Annotated in this window: 16 protein-coding genes; 8 read left to right on the top strand and 8 right to left on the bottom strand. The window is 66.6% G+C overall.

The window, feature by feature from the left end; all coding sequences use genetic code 11:
• Positions 1-65: 65 nt before the first annotated feature.
• Positions 66-455: a DUF2568 domain-containing protein gene (locus ACR0R4_RS04280; protein WP_433646116.1), complete on the bottom strand. Its 390-nt coding sequence runs from the start codon at positions 453-455 to the stop codon at positions 66-68.
• 95 nt (positions 456-550) lie between these two features.
• On the opposite strand from ACR0R4_RS04280, the gene ACR0R4_RS04275 reads away from it, so the two are divergent.
• The 3 genes from ACR0R4_RS04275 to ACR0R4_RS04265 are packed head-to-tail and all read left to right on the top strand — an operon-like array spanning position 551 to position 3,355.
• Positions 551-1,099 (top strand): NfeD C-terminal domain-containing protein, encoded by a 549-nt coding sequence (locus ACR0R4_RS04275; RefSeq protein WP_433646115.1) that lies wholly within the window; start codon positions 551-553, stop codon positions 1,097-1,099.
• Positions 1,100-1,124: 25 nt separating this feature from the next.
• Positions 1,125-2,768: a flotillin family protein gene (locus tag ACR0R4_RS04270; protein ID WP_433646114.1), complete on the top strand. Its 1,644-nt coding sequence runs from the start codon at positions 1,125-1,127 to the stop codon at positions 2,766-2,768.
• A gap of 5 nt (positions 2,769-2,773) precedes the next feature.
• Positions 2,774-3,355, top strand: coding sequence for a PH domain-containing protein (locus tag ACR0R4_RS04265; protein WP_433646113.1), 582 nt, complete (start codon positions 2,774-2,776; stop codon positions 3,353-3,355).
• Positions 3,356-3,364: 9 nt separating this feature from the next.
• On the opposite strand, the gene ACR0R4_RS04260 is transcribed toward ACR0R4_RS04265, so the two are convergent.
• A complete protein-coding gene (locus ACR0R4_RS04260) occupies positions 3,365-3,949 on the bottom strand; it encodes a YqaJ viral recombinase family protein (RefSeq protein WP_433646112.1) in 585 nt (194 codons plus the stop codon).
• 265 nt (positions 3,950-4,214) lie between these two features.
• Here ACR0R4_RS04260 and ACR0R4_RS04255 point away from each other — a divergent pair, with 265 nt between their 5' ends.
• From ACR0R4_RS04255 to rplL, 4 genes are all read left to right on the top strand, one after another.
• Positions 4,215-4,937 carry a response regulator transcription factor gene (locus ACR0R4_RS04255; RefSeq protein ID WP_433646111.1) on the top strand — a complete coding sequence of 241 codons (723 nt, stop codon included), beginning with the start codon at positions 4,215-4,217 and terminating at the stop codon, positions 4,935-4,937.
• A 231-nt stretch (positions 4,938-5,168) separates the two neighbouring features.
• Positions 5,169-7,580 (top strand): HAD-IC family P-type ATPase, encoded by a 2,412-nt coding sequence (locus ACR0R4_RS04250; RefSeq protein WP_433646110.1) that lies wholly within the window; start codon positions 5,169-5,171, stop codon positions 7,578-7,580.
• Between the two features lie 269 nt (positions 7,581-7,849).
• Positions 7,850-8,359 (top strand): 50S ribosomal protein L10, encoded by a 510-nt coding sequence (rplJ, locus tag ACR0R4_RS04245; RefSeq protein WP_433646109.1) that lies wholly within the window; start codon positions 7,850-7,852, stop codon positions 8,357-8,359.
• A 75-nt stretch (positions 8,360-8,434) separates the two neighbouring features.
• Positions 8,435-8,812, top strand: a complete 378-nt coding sequence (gene rplL / locus ACR0R4_RS04240) for a 50S ribosomal protein L7/L12 (RefSeq protein ID WP_433646108.1) — start codon at positions 8,435-8,437, stop codon at positions 8,810-8,812.
• A 65-nt stretch (positions 8,813-8,877) separates the two neighbouring features.
• Here the strand turns inward: rplL and ACR0R4_RS04235 are convergent, their stop codons facing one another.
• The 4 genes from ACR0R4_RS04235 to ACR0R4_RS04220 form a co-directional block, all read right to left on the bottom strand.
• Complete coding sequence (locus tag ACR0R4_RS04235) at positions 8,878-10,377, bottom strand: multicopper oxidase family protein (RefSeq protein ID WP_433646107.1); 1,500 nt, start codon at positions 10,375-10,377, stop codon at positions 8,878-8,880.
• Positions 10,378-10,575: 198 nt separating this feature from the next.
• A complete protein-coding gene (gene ispF / locus ACR0R4_RS04230; RefSeq protein ID WP_433646106.1) occupies positions 10,576-11,052 on the bottom strand; it encodes a 2-C-methyl-D-erythritol 2,4-cyclodiphosphate synthase in 477 nt (158 codons plus the stop codon).
• Positions 11,049-11,921, bottom strand: a complete 873-nt coding sequence (ispD, locus tag ACR0R4_RS04225) for a 2-C-methyl-D-erythritol 4-phosphate cytidylyltransferase (protein ID WP_433646105.1) — start codon at positions 11,919-11,921, stop codon at positions 11,049-11,051. Before ispD ends, ispF begins: the two co-directional genes overlap by 4 nt.
• A gap of 51 nt (positions 11,922-11,972) precedes the next feature.
• Positions 11,973-12,458, bottom strand: a complete 486-nt coding sequence (locus ACR0R4_RS04220) for a CarD family transcriptional regulator (protein WP_433646104.1) — start codon at positions 12,456-12,458, stop codon at positions 11,973-11,975.
• A 167-nt stretch (positions 12,459-12,625) separates the two neighbouring features.
• On the opposite strand from ACR0R4_RS04220, the gene ACR0R4_RS04215 reads away from it, so the two are divergent.
• A complete protein-coding gene (locus ACR0R4_RS04215; protein ID WP_433646102.1) occupies positions 12,626-13,198 on the top strand; it encodes a DNA modification methylase in 573 nt (190 codons plus the stop codon).
• Between the two features lie 139 nt (positions 13,199-13,337).
• On the opposite strand, the gene ACR0R4_RS04210 is transcribed toward ACR0R4_RS04215, so the two are convergent.
• A complete protein-coding gene (locus ACR0R4_RS04210; protein ID WP_433646101.1) occupies positions 13,338-14,036 on the bottom strand; it encodes a winged helix-turn-helix domain-containing protein in 699 nt (232 codons plus the stop codon).
• Positions 14,033-15,280 carry a sensor histidine kinase gene (locus ACR0R4_RS04205; RefSeq protein WP_433646100.1) on the bottom strand — a complete coding sequence of 416 codons (1,248 nt, stop codon included), beginning with the start codon at positions 15,278-15,280 and terminating at the stop codon, positions 14,033-14,035. Before ACR0R4_RS04205 ends, ACR0R4_RS04210 begins: the two co-directional genes overlap by 4 nt.
• Positions 15,281-15,471 lie beyond the last annotated feature (191 nt).

The raw sequence follows: 15,471 nt of genomic DNA, 5'->3' as shown, positions 1-15,471 counted from the left end.
AGTGTGGTCAACCTTGCTTGGGGGCGACATTTCGTGTCACATTGCCCGAGTCATGCGCGCATAACTTAGGCCGGAGTGAGACGACTCGGCGCGAGGTAGCCGACCACCGCGGCCACGACACCGAACGCAACCGCGACCACCCAGTGCACGCCGAGGGCGAGCATGGCGCCCACTCCCGACGCGATGAAGAGCAACTCGATGAGCCCCTGGCCAAAGCGATCGGTGTGCAGCACCGGCTTGGGCGAAAGGAAGAGTGCCCAGATGAGGATCGCGAGGATGGTGAAGCCGATTCCGGTGAGGAGCCCGGGCCACGGCCATGCCCAATCGAGGAAGGCCCAGAACGCCACGATGACGACGGTGATGAGGTGGCACGCGGAGCGCACGAGCTGCAGGATCAGCGTCGCGCGCGAGGGGGACGCGGGCGATGCGGGTGAGGCGGGGGTCTCGGAAGTCACCCCAGGAGTCTACCCGGGGTCGGCTTCGCGCTCGCCGTGACCGATGACGGGGGTGCTCGATAGACTGAATCCAACGCACAGTGAGGAGGCCGCACGTGAACGACATCATCTCGTGGTTCGAGCGGCTGATCGATGGCTCGCTCGTGGCCGGCGGCATCTTCCTCATCATCGGGATCGCTGGCGCGATCCTGCTCCTCATCTCGGTCTTGCTCGACGGCGTCTTCGACTTCTTCGACTTCGGCGACGGCCCGCTCAGCCTCACCACGATCGCCGCGTTCACCGCGATCTTCGGGTTCACGGCGTTTGCCACGGTTGGGGCAGGTGCCTCGACCCCGGTGGGTGCGGTCGTCGGCGCGGTGGCCGGTGTGCTGGGCGGCGCGATCGCCTGGTGGCTGAGCCGAGCGATCCGCCGAGCAGAATCGACCACCTCGGTGACTGCCGATGAACTCGTGGGGGCCGAAGCGAGCGTGGTGCTCGCGATCCCCGCGGGCGGGCTCGGCGAGGTCGCGCTCGTGCGCCACGGTGAGCGCATCTCGCTCTCCGCCACCGCCGACGCGCCCATCGCCCGTGGCGCGCGCGTGCGCGTCGCGCAGACCCTGACCGCCACCTCGGTTCATGTTGAACTCTTGAATACCGACCCGTAACCGCCACCGAACCATCGGAGACGACATGCTTTTCGCCACCCCGGCCATTATCGGCATTTTCGGCGCCATCATCGCGCTGGTGCTCGTTGCGCTGGTCATTATCAAGCGCTACCGGATCGCCAAGCCTGACGAGGCCATCATCGTCACGGGCGGGAAGGGCAAGGAGATTCGTGGGGCCGACGGCAGCGTCAACCGCGACCTCTCTGGCCAGAAGGTGGTCACCGGCGGCGGCGTGTTCGTGCTGCCGTTCGTACAGAAGTCGTTCACCATTTCGCTGCGGTCGCGCCGCCTCACCATCACCACCGAGGCGCAGACCACCGACGGCATCACCATCCAGGCGCAGGCCGTGGCAGTCGTGAAGGTCGGTGGCACTCAAGAGATGATCCGCGCCGCGGCCCAACGCTTCCTTTCAAACTCTGACGAGATCGACGAGTCGACACAGGAGGTGCTGTCGGGTTCGCTGCGTTCGATCATCGGTGGGCTCACCGTGTTGCAGATCATTCGGGATCGCGCGGTCGTCGCGCAGAGCGTGCTCGAGGCGGCAGAGGAGGCGCTGACCAAGCAGGGCCTCGTGGTCGACACGCTGCAGATCCAGGAGATCCGCGACGGCTCCGACTACATTACAAACCTCGGTCGGCCAGAGGCCGCCAAGGTGCGCCAGCAGGCCGACATCGCGGAGACCAATTCGTACCAGGCGTCGCAGGAGGCCAAGATCGCGGCCGAGCGGGTGTTGCTCGATCGCAACCGAGAGCTGAAGCTGCGCCAGGCCGAGATTCAGGTCGAGACCGACAAGGCGAACGCCCAGGCGGGCGCCGCCGAGCCGCTCGAGCAGGCGATCCAGCAGCAGGCCATCGTGCAGCAGCAAGAGATCACCGCGCAGCGGGAGGTCGCGCTGAAGAAGGAGCGGCTGAACGCGGAGGTGCGTGCGGTCGCCGAGGCCGAGGCCTTCCGCGTCGAGGCGCTCGCGAAGGCGCAGGCCGCAGCCACCATTGCGACGGCCGAGGCCGACGCCCGCACGATCGAGACCCGCGGCCTTGCCGAGGCGCGGGCCACCGAGGCGAAGGGTCTCGCCGAGGCGCAGGCGATCGATGCGCGGGCGCGGGCGCTCGAGACGCAGTCGCAGGCGGTGTTGGCGCAGGAGTTGATCCACCTCTTGCCGTCGATCGCGCACGAGTACGCGCAGGCGATCAGCGCGATCGATACCATGACCGTCGTCTCCGCCGACGGCACCGCGAAGGTCGCCGGCGAGGCCATGGGCAATCTGAAGGGGTTGCTCGACATGGCGCGCGACACCGTGGGCATCGACCTGGTGGGCGTGCTCAACGGTGCGGTGACCGGGGGAGCCGCCGGGGCCGCGGCCGGGCACGCGTCGGCGCGTGCCGAGCGTGCTGAGGGTGCCGAGCGGAGTGCGCGTGCCGGGCGGGCCGGTGAGATCAGCGAGTCTCCGGGGCCGCGAGAGACGCGAAATCCGAGCACCGATGCTGAGCGTGCGGCGCGTGCCGAGGAATCGCTCGAGGCGCAGCGTCAGGCCGCAGATGCCGCGCGTGCCGAGCTCGCAGGCCTGGCTGAACGAGCCGGGCAGATCGCGCGCACGCGCCTTGATGCCGCCGTGAATGATGCGGGTGACCGGGGAGCCTCGGCGGCAGGCGAGCCCGGGGCGGCAGAATAAGGGGCATGTCGAACCCGCGCCCCGCTGAACCGCCGATTCAGGTGGAGTCCGTGGTGATGCGGGTGCGGAGGCACGGGCGCGCGCTCACGCTTCCGGTGCTGATGCTTGCTGCGCTCGCCGTCGCCGCGGGGTTCTGGGTGGGGGCACTGCCCGAGGCCTGGATGAATCTGGCCGCTGCCGGCGGCGCGGCGGCGCTCGCGCTGCTTCTCGGCGTGGGCCCCCTGCTCAGCTGGCTCACCCGGCGCACGATTATCACCAACCGGCGGGTGATCGCCCGCAGCGGGGTGTTCGTGCAGCACCGCAGCGAAGTGCCGCTGAGTCGCGTGCGCGAGGTTCGATCGAGGCGCACCCTCGTGCAGCGCGTGTTCGGCTCGGGCGACATCGAGCTCGTCGGCGGTGCGGGAGGCATCGACGGGTCGACCGTGCTGCGTGACGTTCCCGGGTTCGAAGTGGCGGCGGACGCGCTGCAGACGCTCATCGAGCACAACTTCACGCACGCTCAGGGCAATCCGTCGGGCCGGGTGCCCGGGGCTCCCGCGCCGCAGGCATCGTTTGGTCCCGACGACACGGTTTCGATCCCGCGCTAGCTGTCGCGACTACCGCGAGCGGGCGATCAGGGTGTCGATGAGCTGACCCGCAAGTGCCACGAGCTTTGCGATCTCGTTCTCGTCGCGATCCACCCAGCGAAACTGTGGATCGCCGACTGGCGTGAAATTCTCGTGGCGCTCCCACACCATGAGCGTGCGCTCAGCGCCGAGCACGTGCTGCTGCCACCACACCTGACGCAGGTAGGAGCGAGGGATCGAACGCCATTCCTTGTTGGTGGTCTTGATCTCGGCGAGCTCAAGGTGACCCGCATCTCTCAGCACGAGCCCATCGGGGGTGGCCAGGTGCCGCGCGTCGTCTTGTGCGTGGAAGAGCGCCTGGCTCGGCTCGATGCCGTATTCCCGGAGCACCCACGCCGCGATGACCGGCTCGCGCGCCTTGCCGTGGTCGGTAAAGGCGTTACCGGAAAACCCACTGCCGTGCAGTTTCTGCCAGGCCGCCGTGTCGATGGAGCGGGGCGTTGACAGCTTCGCGACGTCGGTCGCCGTGATGCCGCGTGCGCGTGCACGCATCCATGCCGCGCGATCGGTGCCATCGGTAACAATACGTTTGAGGTGCTCAGGCCTGTGGATCATCGCCCCTCATTCTGCCAGTTGTTCCGGCTGTGAGGAGGTAGGCCAGCCGCGAGCAGCCTGCGTGCGGGCCACGTCGAGTCCTCATGCGGGCTACGTCTCGTGAGATCAAACGATGAACTGAGTGTGAATTAGACCCCAGTGTGCTGTTGGCGTTCATGCAGAAAGTGCTGAACTCCACAACGATTTCTGTGGGTTTTTAATACATGCGTCCGTAATCTTTTTGGAACCAGGCTCTGCATAGCTCGACCCGCCATACTTGCAGGTTATGGGCGCAGCAAAGATACAGCAAAGCGACGGAGCGAAGACCCGCGCACTCGTGGTTGATGACGAGGATTCAATTTCCAATCTCATTGCAATGGCATTGAGATACGAGGGGTGGGATGTTGACACTGCCTCGACTGGCGCTGAGGCAATAGAGAAGCTTCGCAGCTTTAACCCCGATGTCGCGGTGCTCGACATCATGCTTCCCGATTTCGATGGCATTCAGGTGCTGTCGCGTTTTCGCAGCGAGGGCTACCTCCTCCCGGTGCTCTTCCTTACGGCGCTCGACTCGGTCGACGACCGAGTGAACGGTCTCACTGCGGGTGGCGACGACTATGTGTCGAAGCCCTTCAGTCTCGAAGAGCTCATCGCGCGACTGCGCGCCCTCGTGCGTCGCTCACAGTTGATGCAGGATCAGCACCCCGACCCGATCCTGCGCGTCGGCGATCTCGTGCTGAACGAAGACAGCTACGAGGTTGAGCGCGCGGGCGAGCCGATCGACCTCACCACAACCGAGTTCGAGTTGCTGCGCTACCTGATGCGCAACCCGCGTCGCGTGCTTTCCAAGTCGCAGATTCTGGATCGCGTCTGGAGCTATGACTTCACAGGGAAGCCCAGCGTCGTAGAGCTCTACATCTCCTACCTGCGCAAGAAGATCGATGCGTCCAAGCCCCCGATGATCCACACGGTAAGAGGCGCGGGCTACATGCTCAAACCATCGGTTTGAGCCGGCCCGCGCTGCCGACATCGTCGGCAGCCCACAGAGCATTGCGTGGGGTGGCGGGCTACATGCTCAAACCATCGGTTTGAGCCGGCCCGCGCTGCCGACATCGTCGGCAGCCCACAAAAACGCAGTGTGGGGTGGCGGGCTACATGCTCAAACCATCGGTTTGAGCATGCACGAGGTTTTCCTAAGAAGTTCCGACGCGATGGGCTAGACCTGCAATAGTCTGCTGCTATGGATCAGCGGGTACTGGGGCTCACGCGCGAAGAAGCCGAACAGCGACTGCGTGAGGGCCTCGGCAACGAGGCACCGAACTCCAGCAGCCGCACCCTGCGCGAGATCCTCGCGGCGAACGTCTTCACCCTCTTCAACGCGATCGTATTCACGGGCTTCGCGACGCTGCTTGTGCTCGGCCGCTGGCAAGACGCGCTGTTCGGCCTGCCGGCACTTTTCAACACCCTGATCGGCGTGGTGCAGGAGTTCCAGGCAAAACGCACGCTCGACCGGCTGGCCGTGCTCAACGCCCCGTCGGCTCGGGTGCTGCGCGACGGCGAAGAGATCGAGATTCCCCTCGAACAGGTGGTGCTCGGCGACGCGCTCGTGCTGCGCGCGGGCGACCAGGTCACGGCCGATGCGCGCGTGATCCACACCGCAGATCGCGGCCCCGGCACCCTCGAACTCGACGAATCGCTGCTCACCGGCGAATCCCACTCGGTGCCGCGCCACACCGGCGACGAGGTGCTCTCGGGGTCGAGCGTGGTGGGTGGATCCGGGCTCGCCGAGGTGCTGCGCGTGGGGGCCGACTCATACGCCGCGAGCCTCACCGCTCAGGCCCAGCGCTTCTCGATGGTGCGCTCGGAGCTGCGCGGCAGCGTCGACCGGCTGCTGAAGTGGATCACCTGGCTGCTCGGCCCGGTGGTGCTGATCGTCGCGAACGGGCAGATGCAGTCGCACGGCGGCTGGGAGGCAGCGATCGCGAGCGGGGCCTGGCGCGAGGCGGTGGTGGGCGCGGTCGCCGCGGTGATCGCGATGGTGCCGCTCGGCCTGGTGCTGGTCACGAGCATCGCGTTTGCGGTGGGCGCGGTGACGCTCGCGCGCCGTGACGTGCTCATTCAGGAGCTCGCGGCCGTCGAGGGGCTCGCCCGCGTCGATGTGCTGTGCCTCGACAAGACCGGAACGATCACCACCGGCGAGATGACGCTCGACGGGGTCGAGCCGATCATCGAGGCCCCCGGGTGGGAGGCGGTGCTCGCGCACCTCGGCGGTGCCCAGGGTGCAAACTCCACGGCCCGCTGCCTCGCCGAGCGTTTCGAGCCCGGCGGGCGGGCGCTCGAGGTGGAGCACGAGATTCCGTTCGGCTCGGCATGGAAGTGGAGCGGGCTCGTGGTACCCGCTGGCGTCGCCCCCGGCACCTGGATCTTTGGCGCGCCGGAGTTCGTCTTTGAGGCTGGCGGGGCGGATCCGCTCATCGCACAGACGCTCGCACGCGCCGGCGAGTGCGCTGCGAATGGCCTCCGCACACTCGTGCTCGCGCACACCGTAGCGACCGCGCCACCCGCCGAAACCCCGACCCTGCCCGCGGGGCTCACGCCCGTGGCCCTCGTCACGTTTCGCGAGCGGGTGCGTCCCGATGCCGCACGGACCATGAGCTATTTCGCCGAGCAGGGGGTCGGGATCCGCATCATTTCGGGTGACGACCCGCGCACCGTTGCCGCGGTGGCGCGCGAGGTGGGCATCGACTGCGACGGTGGGTTCGACGCGCGCGAACTGCCCACGGGCCTGGCCGAGCTCGGCGAGGTGCTCGAGCGCAAACGCGTGTTTGGTCGAGTCACGCCCGAGCAGAAGGTGTCGCTCGTGCGGGCGCTGCAGGCGAAGGGTCGCGTGGTCGCGATGACCGGCGACGGGGTGAACGATGCCCTGGCGATCAAGGAGGCCGATCTCGGGATCGCCGTCGACAGCGCGGCGCAGGCGACGAAGGCGGTGGCGAGGCTCGTGCTGCTTGACGGGCGCTTCGAGCGGCTGCCGGGGGTGGTCGCCGAGGGGCGACGCGTCATCGCGAACATCGAGCGCGTCTCGATGCTGTTCCTCACGAAGACCACGTATGCCCTCTCGGTGGGCGTGATCTTCGGCCTCCTCGCGTGGGCATTTCCGTTCCTGCCCCGCCAACTCTCGATCACCGACGGGCTCACCATCGGCATCCCCGCCTTCTTCCTCGCGATCATGCCGAACGCGGCCCGCTACCGCGAGGGTTTCCTGCGTCGCTCCCTTCTCTTCGCGATCCCCTCGGGACTCATCGTGACCGCGGGCCTCATCTCGGTGTACCTCGTGGGGGAGCGGCTCGGACCCTTCACGGTGAGCGAGATGCAGTCGGCCTCGACGCTGACGCTCGCAGGCATCGCGCTGTGGGTGCTCGCGGTGCTCTCGCGCCCGTTCCACTGGTTCCGGCTGCTCATCGTGTTGGCGATGTACGCGGGGCTCGGCGTTGTCTGGGCGATTCCGTGGTCGCGACAGTTCTTCGAGATCGGGTGGCTGCCCGAGCCGCTGGGGCTCGCCGTGCTGGTGATCGTCGGCGTCGGCGTGATTCTCGTCGAGTTGCTGCGCGCGTGGCACGTGCGGCAGATCCGCAGAGCTGACCCGCCGGGCTGACCCGCCGGGCTGACCCGCAGGGCAGATCCGCAAACCTGATCCGCAACCTGTGATAAGCTAGCCGATGGCCCAAGACCGCCGGTAGAAACTCGCAAGAGTTCTGTAACAATCGCAAGAGCGAAGACCTGCGCAGGTACGAATATTTGAGTGTGGATCTCGATCCGCCCCCGAAGCTCCGTGCATGCGCACCGGAGCTTTTTTTATTGTGACGGGTGGTTCGGCCCCCGGGAAGCATCCGCTTCGCGGGGACACACAAGCTAAGGAGCGCCATGGCTACGAAGGATGCTAGGCTCGCCGACCTTCAGAAGAACTTTGAAGAGTCGGCCGCCGTATTGCTGACTGAGTACCGCGGTCTGACGGTTGCCGAATTGCGCGAACTGCGCGCCGGCATCCGTGAGCACGCGACGTACGCCGTGGCGAAGAACACGCTGACCAAGATTGCCGCGAACAACGCTGGCATCACCGCATTCGACGACGAGCTGACCGGTCCTTCGGCTCTCGCCTTCGTGCACGGTGACGCTGTCGCGGTCGCTAAGTCTCTGCGTGACTTCGCTAAGGCACACCCTCATCTGGTGGTGAAGGGCGGCTACTTTGATGGCAAGCCCCTTTCTGCTGCTGAGGTTGGCAAGCTCGCCGATCTTGAGAGCCGCGAGGTGCTGTTGGCCAAGGCTGCCGGCGTCATGCAGGCGTCGCTGATCGGTGCCGCACAGCTGTTCAACGCTCTGCCCGCCAAGGCCGCTCGCGGTTTCGGTGCGCTGCAGGAGAAGCAGGACGCGTAAGAACCGTTTCGGTTCACCCCCATAAGACCCGCTCGTCGCGCGCAGCGTGACAGGCACACATCAAGGAGATACATCATGGCAAAGCTTTCAACCGAAGAGCTGCTCGAGCAGTTCAAGGAGCTCACCCTCATCGAGCTCTCGGAGTTCGTCAAGGCATTCGAAGAGACCTTCGACGTGTCGGCTGCTGCTCCGGTTGCAGTTGCTGCTGCTCCCGCTGCTGCCGCTGAGGCCGTCGAGGAGAAGGACGAGTTCGACGTGCTGCTCGAGGCTGCCGGCGACAAGAAGATCCAGGTCATCAAGGTTGTGCGCGAGCTCACCGGCCTGGGCCTGGGCGAGGCCAAGGCTCTCGTTGAGGAGGCTCCGAAGAACGTTCTCGAGGCCCTCAAGAAGGACGCAGCCGAAGAGGCACTCGCGAAGCTCACCGAGGCTGGCGCAGTCGCAAAGCTCGTCTAGTTTGCTCTCACTAGCTCGCTAGTGGATCAGGGCGGGGTGCGTACGCACCCCGCCCTTTTGCGTGCTCACGCGGCCTCGATGATGCCCATCATGCCGAGATCCTCGTGGTCGAGGATGTGGCAGTGGTAGACGGTGCGGCCGGGGAAGCGGCCAAACGCGATGCGGACGGTGACCGCACTGAACTCGGGCACGTGCACCACGTCGCGCAGGTCGATGCTGCTCACCTCCGCGTCACCCTCGCGAATGACCTGCATGGGCCAGATGTGCAGGTGGAACGGGTGAGCCATCGGGGAATCGTTGACGATCGTCCACTCCTCCATCGTTCCCAGCTGCACCGCCTGGTCGACGCGATCGTGACTGTACTCCTGGCCGTCGAGGAGAAACTGCATCCCCATTCCGCCCCCGCCGCCCATCCCCATCGACATCGTGATGGTGCGAGCCCCGTCCGGCTCCCGGGTGCGAAGGTCGGGGTGCGCGGCAGTCATGCTGGCAGGGACGGGAGGTGCAGAAATCGCGGCATCGGGGGTCGCCGTGAGTACCACGGCATCGGGGGCCGTGGTGCTCTGGCCGCCCATCATCCCCATGCTCATCCGCCCGCGATCAAAGGATGCGGCGACCAGCTCAGTCGCCGCAGAAGGCATCACTACGCTCAGGTCGACGCGGTTGCCCGGCGCGAGCAGCACGCGATCGACACTGCGCGGTTCGGCAAGGGGCATCGAGTCGGTGCCCCGCAGCTGCGCAGAGAATCCGGCCAGCCCGAGGTCAAGGTAGCGGCTCGCACACGCGTTGATGACGAGCAGTCTCTGGGTGGATCCCGCCGGGCCCCGCAGCTCGGGCGCAACCTGGCCGTTCGTGAGCAGCGTCTCGCCGGTGCGACCCATCATGCGCTGGGCCTGGGTGACTCCGGCCACTCCGCCCCCGGCGAAGGTGGTGTCGGAGACCAGCACCACGCGGGGAGATCCACCTGCTGACCAGTCGTCGGTATCGACCACAATCGCGCCATACATGCCGCCGAACACCTGGTCTGCGGCCAGGCCGTGATGGTGCGGGTGGTACCAGTTGATGCCCGTGGGATGGTCATCGGGGATGTCGATCTCGTAGTCGAAGCTCTGCCCGGGCTCGATGTGAACGAACGGGTTGTCGCTGTTGCCTTCCGCGGAAACGTGCAGCCCGTGGGTGTGCAGATTGGTCATTTCGCCGAACTCGTTCACGAGGTGGACGCGAAGGCGGTCGCCCGGGTGGAGATGCAGAGTGGGCCCGGGAACGGTGCCGTTGTAGGTGAGCATACGAACGGTGGATCCGCCCACCACAACCTCGGCCGCCGCGACCCTGAGGTCGAATTCGAGGAGCCCGTCCTTCGCCGAGAGCACCTCCGGCTGGGCCCATCCGCCTGCTGCCTCGCCCACGGGGGGTTCCGGTGTCGGGGTCTCGGGCGACGGGTCAGCGTCGGAGGCGGGCCTCGGTGCCTGCAGGGAGAGTACCAGGCCGGTGGCTCCAATGGCGAGCGCCCCCGCGCCGACCGCGCCGATCGCCAAGGCCTGTCGCCTGGTGATGCCGTCGCTCATGGGAACTCCCCTCCACGGTGCAACACTACGCCGAGCTGCCGGTGCGCGAAAGGACCCTTCTTCCGGGCATGTGCCTGTCGAAAGGTCAGATTCTGTGGTGCGCTGGCGCGCCGGAACGCAGGTTTTGACCTCTCGAGGTGGGGGCGGGGTGGCGGAGGCGCGGGTGGGAGAGGGCCTGAGCCAGTCGGTGGGCCGGCGTTAGCGGGTGGGGCTGCGCTCGATGAGGGCCGTCGCGATCGCCGCGAGCCCCTCGCCGCGACCCGTGAACCCGAGTCCGTCGGTGGTGGTGGCGCTCAGACTCACCGGGGCGCCCACCAATTCGGACATGCGGATCTGCGCCTCAGCACGGCGCGGTGCGAATTTTGGGCGCTGCCCCACGATCTGCACAGATATGTTGACGGGGCGCCAGCCCGCTTCTGCAAGGCGCGCGAGCGCGAGCGTCACAAAGCCGGTGCTTGCCGCCCCCGCGGTGTGGGGCTGATCCACCCCGACGAGCTCGCCGATATCGCCGAGCCCGGCCGCCCCCAGCAGTGCATCGACCACCGCGTGACAGACCACGTCGCCGTCGCTGTGCCCGGAAAGCCCGGGTTCGCCCGGCCAGTCGAGCCCGGCGAGCCGAAGTGGCGCGGCGGGATCATACGCGTGCACATCGACGCCGGTGCCGACGCGGATCATTTCGCCGCGCGGCTCTGTGGCGTGGCCGAATGTCGCCCCGACCGTGGTGCGAAGCTGTTCGCTTCCGAATGCAGCAACGTGCCCTCGAGCATGACGAGGTCAGCCGGGGTGGTGACTTTGTGTGCCAGCGGATCGCCCGGCACGACGTGGACGGTGCCGCCGAAGCGCTGCACCACCTCGGCATCGTCGGTGGGGGCATCGGCCCCGCCGGCCCCGCCGGCCCCGCCGGCCCCGCCGGGTGCGCCTGCGCGCGCCTGCGCGGAGTCGTGTGCGGCGGCGAGCCCTTCGCGGGTGAACCCCTGCGGGGTCTGCACGGCGACGAGCGACGCACGATCCACAGTGGATATGACCGTGCCGCGATCATCGACCTGTTTTAGGGTGTCGGCCACGGGAACGCCCGGCACGACCGCCTCGCCCGTCTGGTGCACGCGATCAAGCACGCGCTCGAAGACCGCGGCCGGGGTGAGCGGGCGGGCCGCATCGTGCACCAGGACGGTCTTGATGGTGTCGTGTAAAGCCTCGATGCCGAAGCGCACCGACTCGTGGCGCTCGCGGCCGCCGGGCACAACCGACACCTGCCACGGCGAGCCCTCGGGCACCAGTTCATCGGCAAGCGCCAACGCCTCGCCCGCATGCCCCTCGGGCACCACGAGCACGAGCTGGCCCGGATGGGGGAGCGAGGTCACCGTGCAGATGGCGTGGGCCAGCAGCGGTGCGCCGCCGAGCTCGACGAACGCTTTGGGCAGGGAGGCACCCAGGCGCTCGCCGCGGCCCGCCGCCACCAAGATGACACCCAGTTCTGCGACGTGATGCAGGGAAGTATCAGCAATCACCGACGTGTCAGCACGCACCGGTGTATCAGCACGCACCGGTGTATCAACTCGCACAGGGGTGTCCGCGCTCATGGCCGGGGCAGCTCGCTAGGAAGCGAGCACCTCGTCGAGTACCTTCGATGCCTGCTCTTCGTCGGTCTTCTCGGCGAGAGCGAGCTCAGACACGAGGATCTGACGCGCCTTCGCGAGCATGCGCTTCTCGCCCGCGGAGAGCGAGCGCACCTCTTGGTCGCGACGCCACAGGTCGCGAACGACCTCTGACACCTTGATGACATCGCCGGAGGCGAGCTTCTCAAGGTTGGCCTTGTACCGGCGTGACCAGTTCGTCGGCTCTTCGGTGAACGGCGCGCGAAGCACCTCGAACACCCGCTCAAGCCCGTCTTGATCAATGACATCGCGCACACCGACCAAGTCGCAGTTCTCTGCGGGAACCTCGATGGTGAGGTCGCCCTGGTTGACCTGCAGCTTCAGGAAAAGCTTTTCCTCGCCACCGAGCTTCCGCTTCTTCACCTCGATGATCTTGGCTGCGCCGTGGTGGGGATAGACGACGGTCTCTCCGACCTCAAATTGCATCGAGTTGGCTCCTTATATCAGTCCAACCCTTAGTTTACCACATCACTCGCCGTCAGTGAGGTGAGCCTAAGCTGCGGCCAAGACCTCGGACGAGATAGTATAGTTTCAAACCGTCAGCGCCGTTTGTGATGCCTCGTGCATCGCCCACCGTCCGGAGGACACCCACCTTGAAGACTCGTCGGATCGCATCTTCCATCGCTCTCGCGGCGGCCATCACCCTCGGGGCAACTGGCTGCGGCTTTGCCGTGCCTCAGGCGACGACTGATCCGTACGCCCCAAGCGACGGCATCGACGTATCGGTTGCCGGCGTTGAGGTGCGCAACCTGATGCTGATCGCCGACGAGAAGAGCGAGAATTTCAACGTCGTGTTCACGGGCGTGAACACCGGTACCACCACGCTCGATCTGCGCATCACCTTTGTGAGCGAGAGCGGATCGGCCGAGGCCTCCGCCGACTTCACGATCGAGCCGGGCAGCACGCTCTTCGGCGATCCCGAGGGCGACAACCCACCCGTGTTCGTGTCTCTTCCCGACCTGGCGGCCGGTGCCACGATCAACGCCTTCCTCCAGGTTCCGGGCGGTGCCGACGTCGAGCGCGAGGTTCCCGTGCTCGATGGCACGCTGCTCGAATACCGTTCGTTCGTGCTTTCGCCGTCAGACATCGCCGAGGAAGAGGAACTCTCGACCGAGTCGGTCGATGCGAACAACACCGATACCGGCGCTGAGGGCGCGGCCGAATAGCCTCCCGCGCACAGCGACGACGAAGGGCCCCTGGGATTCCAGGGGCCCTTCGTCTTGTGTGGGGCAAGAGCGCCGCGTGTAGGGAGCGGTGCGGCGGGCGCACAGACCGATACGCGGGCGTGCCGGCCAGCGTGGAGGTCTACGCGAAGCGGTATCCGACGCCGCGCACGGTCGTCACGAGCTTCGGGTCCTTCGGCTCTTCTTCGATGCGTGAGCGGATCCGCTTGATGTGCACGTCGAGGGTTTTCGTGTCGCCGTAGTAGTCGCTGCCCCACACGCGGTCGATCAACTGGCCTCGGGTGAGCACGCGGCCCGAGTGACGCATGAGCAATTCGAGCAACTCGAATTCGCGCAGCGGCATCGAGATTTCCTCGCCGCGCACGGTCACCGTGTGCCGCTCGGTGTCGAGCCGCACGCCCTGTTCGTCGAGCACGCCCTCCTCGTAGTAGTCCTCCTCCGGGTCATCACCCTCGCCCTCGCCACGTCGCAGGGCGGCGCGCACGCGAGCCAGCAGCTCCCGAGTGGAGTACGGCTTCGTGATGTAGTCGTCGGCACCCAGTTCGAGCCCCACGACGATGTCAATCTCGCTGTCCTTCGCGGTGAGCATGATGATCGGCACTCGCGAGCGAGCGCGGATCGACCGGCAGACCTCGGTGCCGGGCAGCCCGGGAAGCATGAGGTCAAGCAACACCAGGTCTGCGTCGGCGCCGGGAAATACCCGCACCGCCTCCGTACCGTCAGCCACGATCTGCACGTGGTAGCCCTCACGCTCGAGGAGAAACGCGAGCGGCTCAGAGATCGAGGCCTCGTCTTCTACAAGCAGGATGCGCTTACTCAATTGTTTGCCCTCTCGGTACGTGAAGGTGCGGTGTCCGGTGCCGCAGTGCGCGGGCCGAACTGCTCGGTCAAAGCTTGGGCTTCAGTCTGCCTCCGCTTGCGCTTTGGTTTCTTCGCGGCCCCGCCATGATTGACCAGTGGGAAGGTGAGAATGAAACTCGCGCCGACGCCGGGCTGCGACCACACATCAATATCGCCGCCGTGCGCGCGCATCGTGTGCCGGGCGATCGAGAGCCCCAGGCCGGTGCCCCCGCCCTCGCGGCTGCGTGCCGCGTCGACCCGATAGAAGCGCTCGAAGATGCGGGGCAGATGCTCGGGCGGAATGCCCTCTCCCTGGTCGGTGACCGTGATCGTGCAGGTGCGTTTCGTCGATTCGACACCGATGCCGACTCGCCCGCCCTCCGGCGAATGGCGGATCGCGTTACTCAAGAGGTTCGCCAGCACGGTGCCGATCGAGGCGGGGCGTCCGAGCGTGACCAGCTCTTCGCTTGCGCCGCCGACATCGGTGAGTACCAGTGTCACCCCGTGTTGTGACGCGAAATCGCGATGCGCCTCGACTTCGGTGCGCACGACGGCGCGGAGTGAGACCTCTTCCCGGTCTTCGGGGCGCAACGTCGACTGCGCCTCCGAGAGCTGGATGATGTCACGCGACAGGTCGCCAAGTCGGCGGGATTCCTTGATGAGCCGCCTCGCGAAGTTGCGCACGATGTCGGGCTCGTCGGCGCCCTCGAGTACCGCCTCGGAGAGCAAACCGATTGCGGCGATGGGTGTCTTGAGCTCGTGACTGACGTTGGCGATAAAGTCGCGGCGCATGGCGTTGACCCGCTGCTCCTCGCCGAGATCGAAGGCAAACACCGCCAGAAACCTCTCCTGTATGCGCACGATCAGCACACGCACGGTGTCGCCGGGGTCTTGGGGGTCGGGCAAACGGGTGTCAGGCACCCCCGTGGTCATGACGCGGCGCGCCCGCTGCAAGAAGTCGGGGTCGCGCAGTTCCTCGCCCGTGATCCGGCGATCCTCGCGCGCTACGGGGTTCGCATACACGACCGACAGCGAGGCGTCCAGCATCACCGCAAAGCTATCGACCGCATTCAGGATCTCGACCGCAACCTCGGGAAGCTCCGGTCGCAGTGCTTGTGCCCGCCGCTTGCCCGCCGCTCGGGCCGTGACGACCATCCATGTGGCCAACGAGCCGGCAAGGGTGCCGAGGGCCACGGAGGCCAGCACGATGGCGGTCGGGGTCATGTCCCCATCGTATGCCCGGCCGTCACCCACACCCTCGCGCGTTCAGTTCCTGTTTACCTCCCGGGAGGTGACTGTTCACCTCCGCAGGTGAGACTATGGAACCAGTGCGTCGATTGCGGCGTGCCTGCAACGGTTGTCAATTGGCGGCTGGACGGCGATCCGCAATGGCACGACGCACTATTTTGGAACCG

It is taken from the genome of Leucobacter fengyongliangi, assembly GCF_050971685.1.
Classification (GTDB): Bacteria; Actinomycetota; Actinomycetes; order Actinomycetales; family Microbacteriaceae; genus Leucobacter.
Note: the sequence above shows the minus strand (reverse complement) of the source record. Positions and strands in the feature narration are given on the sequence as shown.

What these genes read in the sequence shown, in the direction of transcription:
- ispF (WP_433646106.1), bottom strand. Translation starts at nt 11,052, where the DNA reads ATGATCCGCGTCGGCACCGGCGTCGATGTGCACGCGTATGATCCCGCC.
- ACR0R4_RS04270 (WP_433646114.1), top strand. Translation starts at nt 1,125, where the DNA reads ATGCTTTTCGCCACCCCGGCCATTATCGGCATTTTCGGCGCCATCATC.
- ACR0R4_RS04260 (WP_433646112.1), bottom strand. Translation starts at nt 3,949, where the DNA reads ATGATCCACAGGCCTGAGCACCTCAAACGTATTGTTACCGATGGCACC.
- ACR0R4_RS04255 (WP_433646111.1), top strand. Translation starts at nt 4,215, where the DNA reads ATGGGCGCAGCAAAGATACAGCAAAGCGACGGAGCGAAGACCCGCGCA.
- ACR0R4_RS04235 (WP_433646107.1), bottom strand. Translation starts at nt 10,377, where the DNA reads ATGAGCGACGGCATCACCAGGCGACAGGCCTTGGCGATCGGCGCGGTC.
- ACR0R4_RS04220 (WP_433646104.1), bottom strand. Translation starts at nt 12,458, where the DNA reads ATGCAATTTGAGGTCGGAGAGACCGTCGTCTATCCCCACCACGGCGCA.
- ACR0R4_RS04250 (WP_433646110.1), top strand. Translation starts at nt 5,169, where the DNA reads ATGGATCAGCGGGTACTGGGGCTCACGCGCGAAGAAGCCGAACAGCGA.
- rplJ (WP_433646109.1), top strand. Translation starts at nt 7,850, where the DNA reads ATGGCTACGAAGGATGCTAGGCTCGCCGACCTTCAGAAGAACTTTGAA.
- rplL (WP_433646108.1), top strand. Translation starts at nt 8,435, where the DNA reads ATGGCAAAGCTTTCAACCGAAGAGCTGCTCGAGCAGTTCAAGGAGCTC.
- ACR0R4_RS04205 (WP_433646100.1), bottom strand. Translation starts at nt 15,280, where the DNA reads ATGACCCCGACCGCCATCGTGCTGGCCTCCGTGGCCCTCGGCACCCTT.
- ACR0R4_RS04265 (WP_433646113.1), top strand. Translation starts at nt 2,774, where the DNA reads ATGTCGAACCCGCGCCCCGCTGAACCGCCGATTCAGGTGGAGTCCGTG.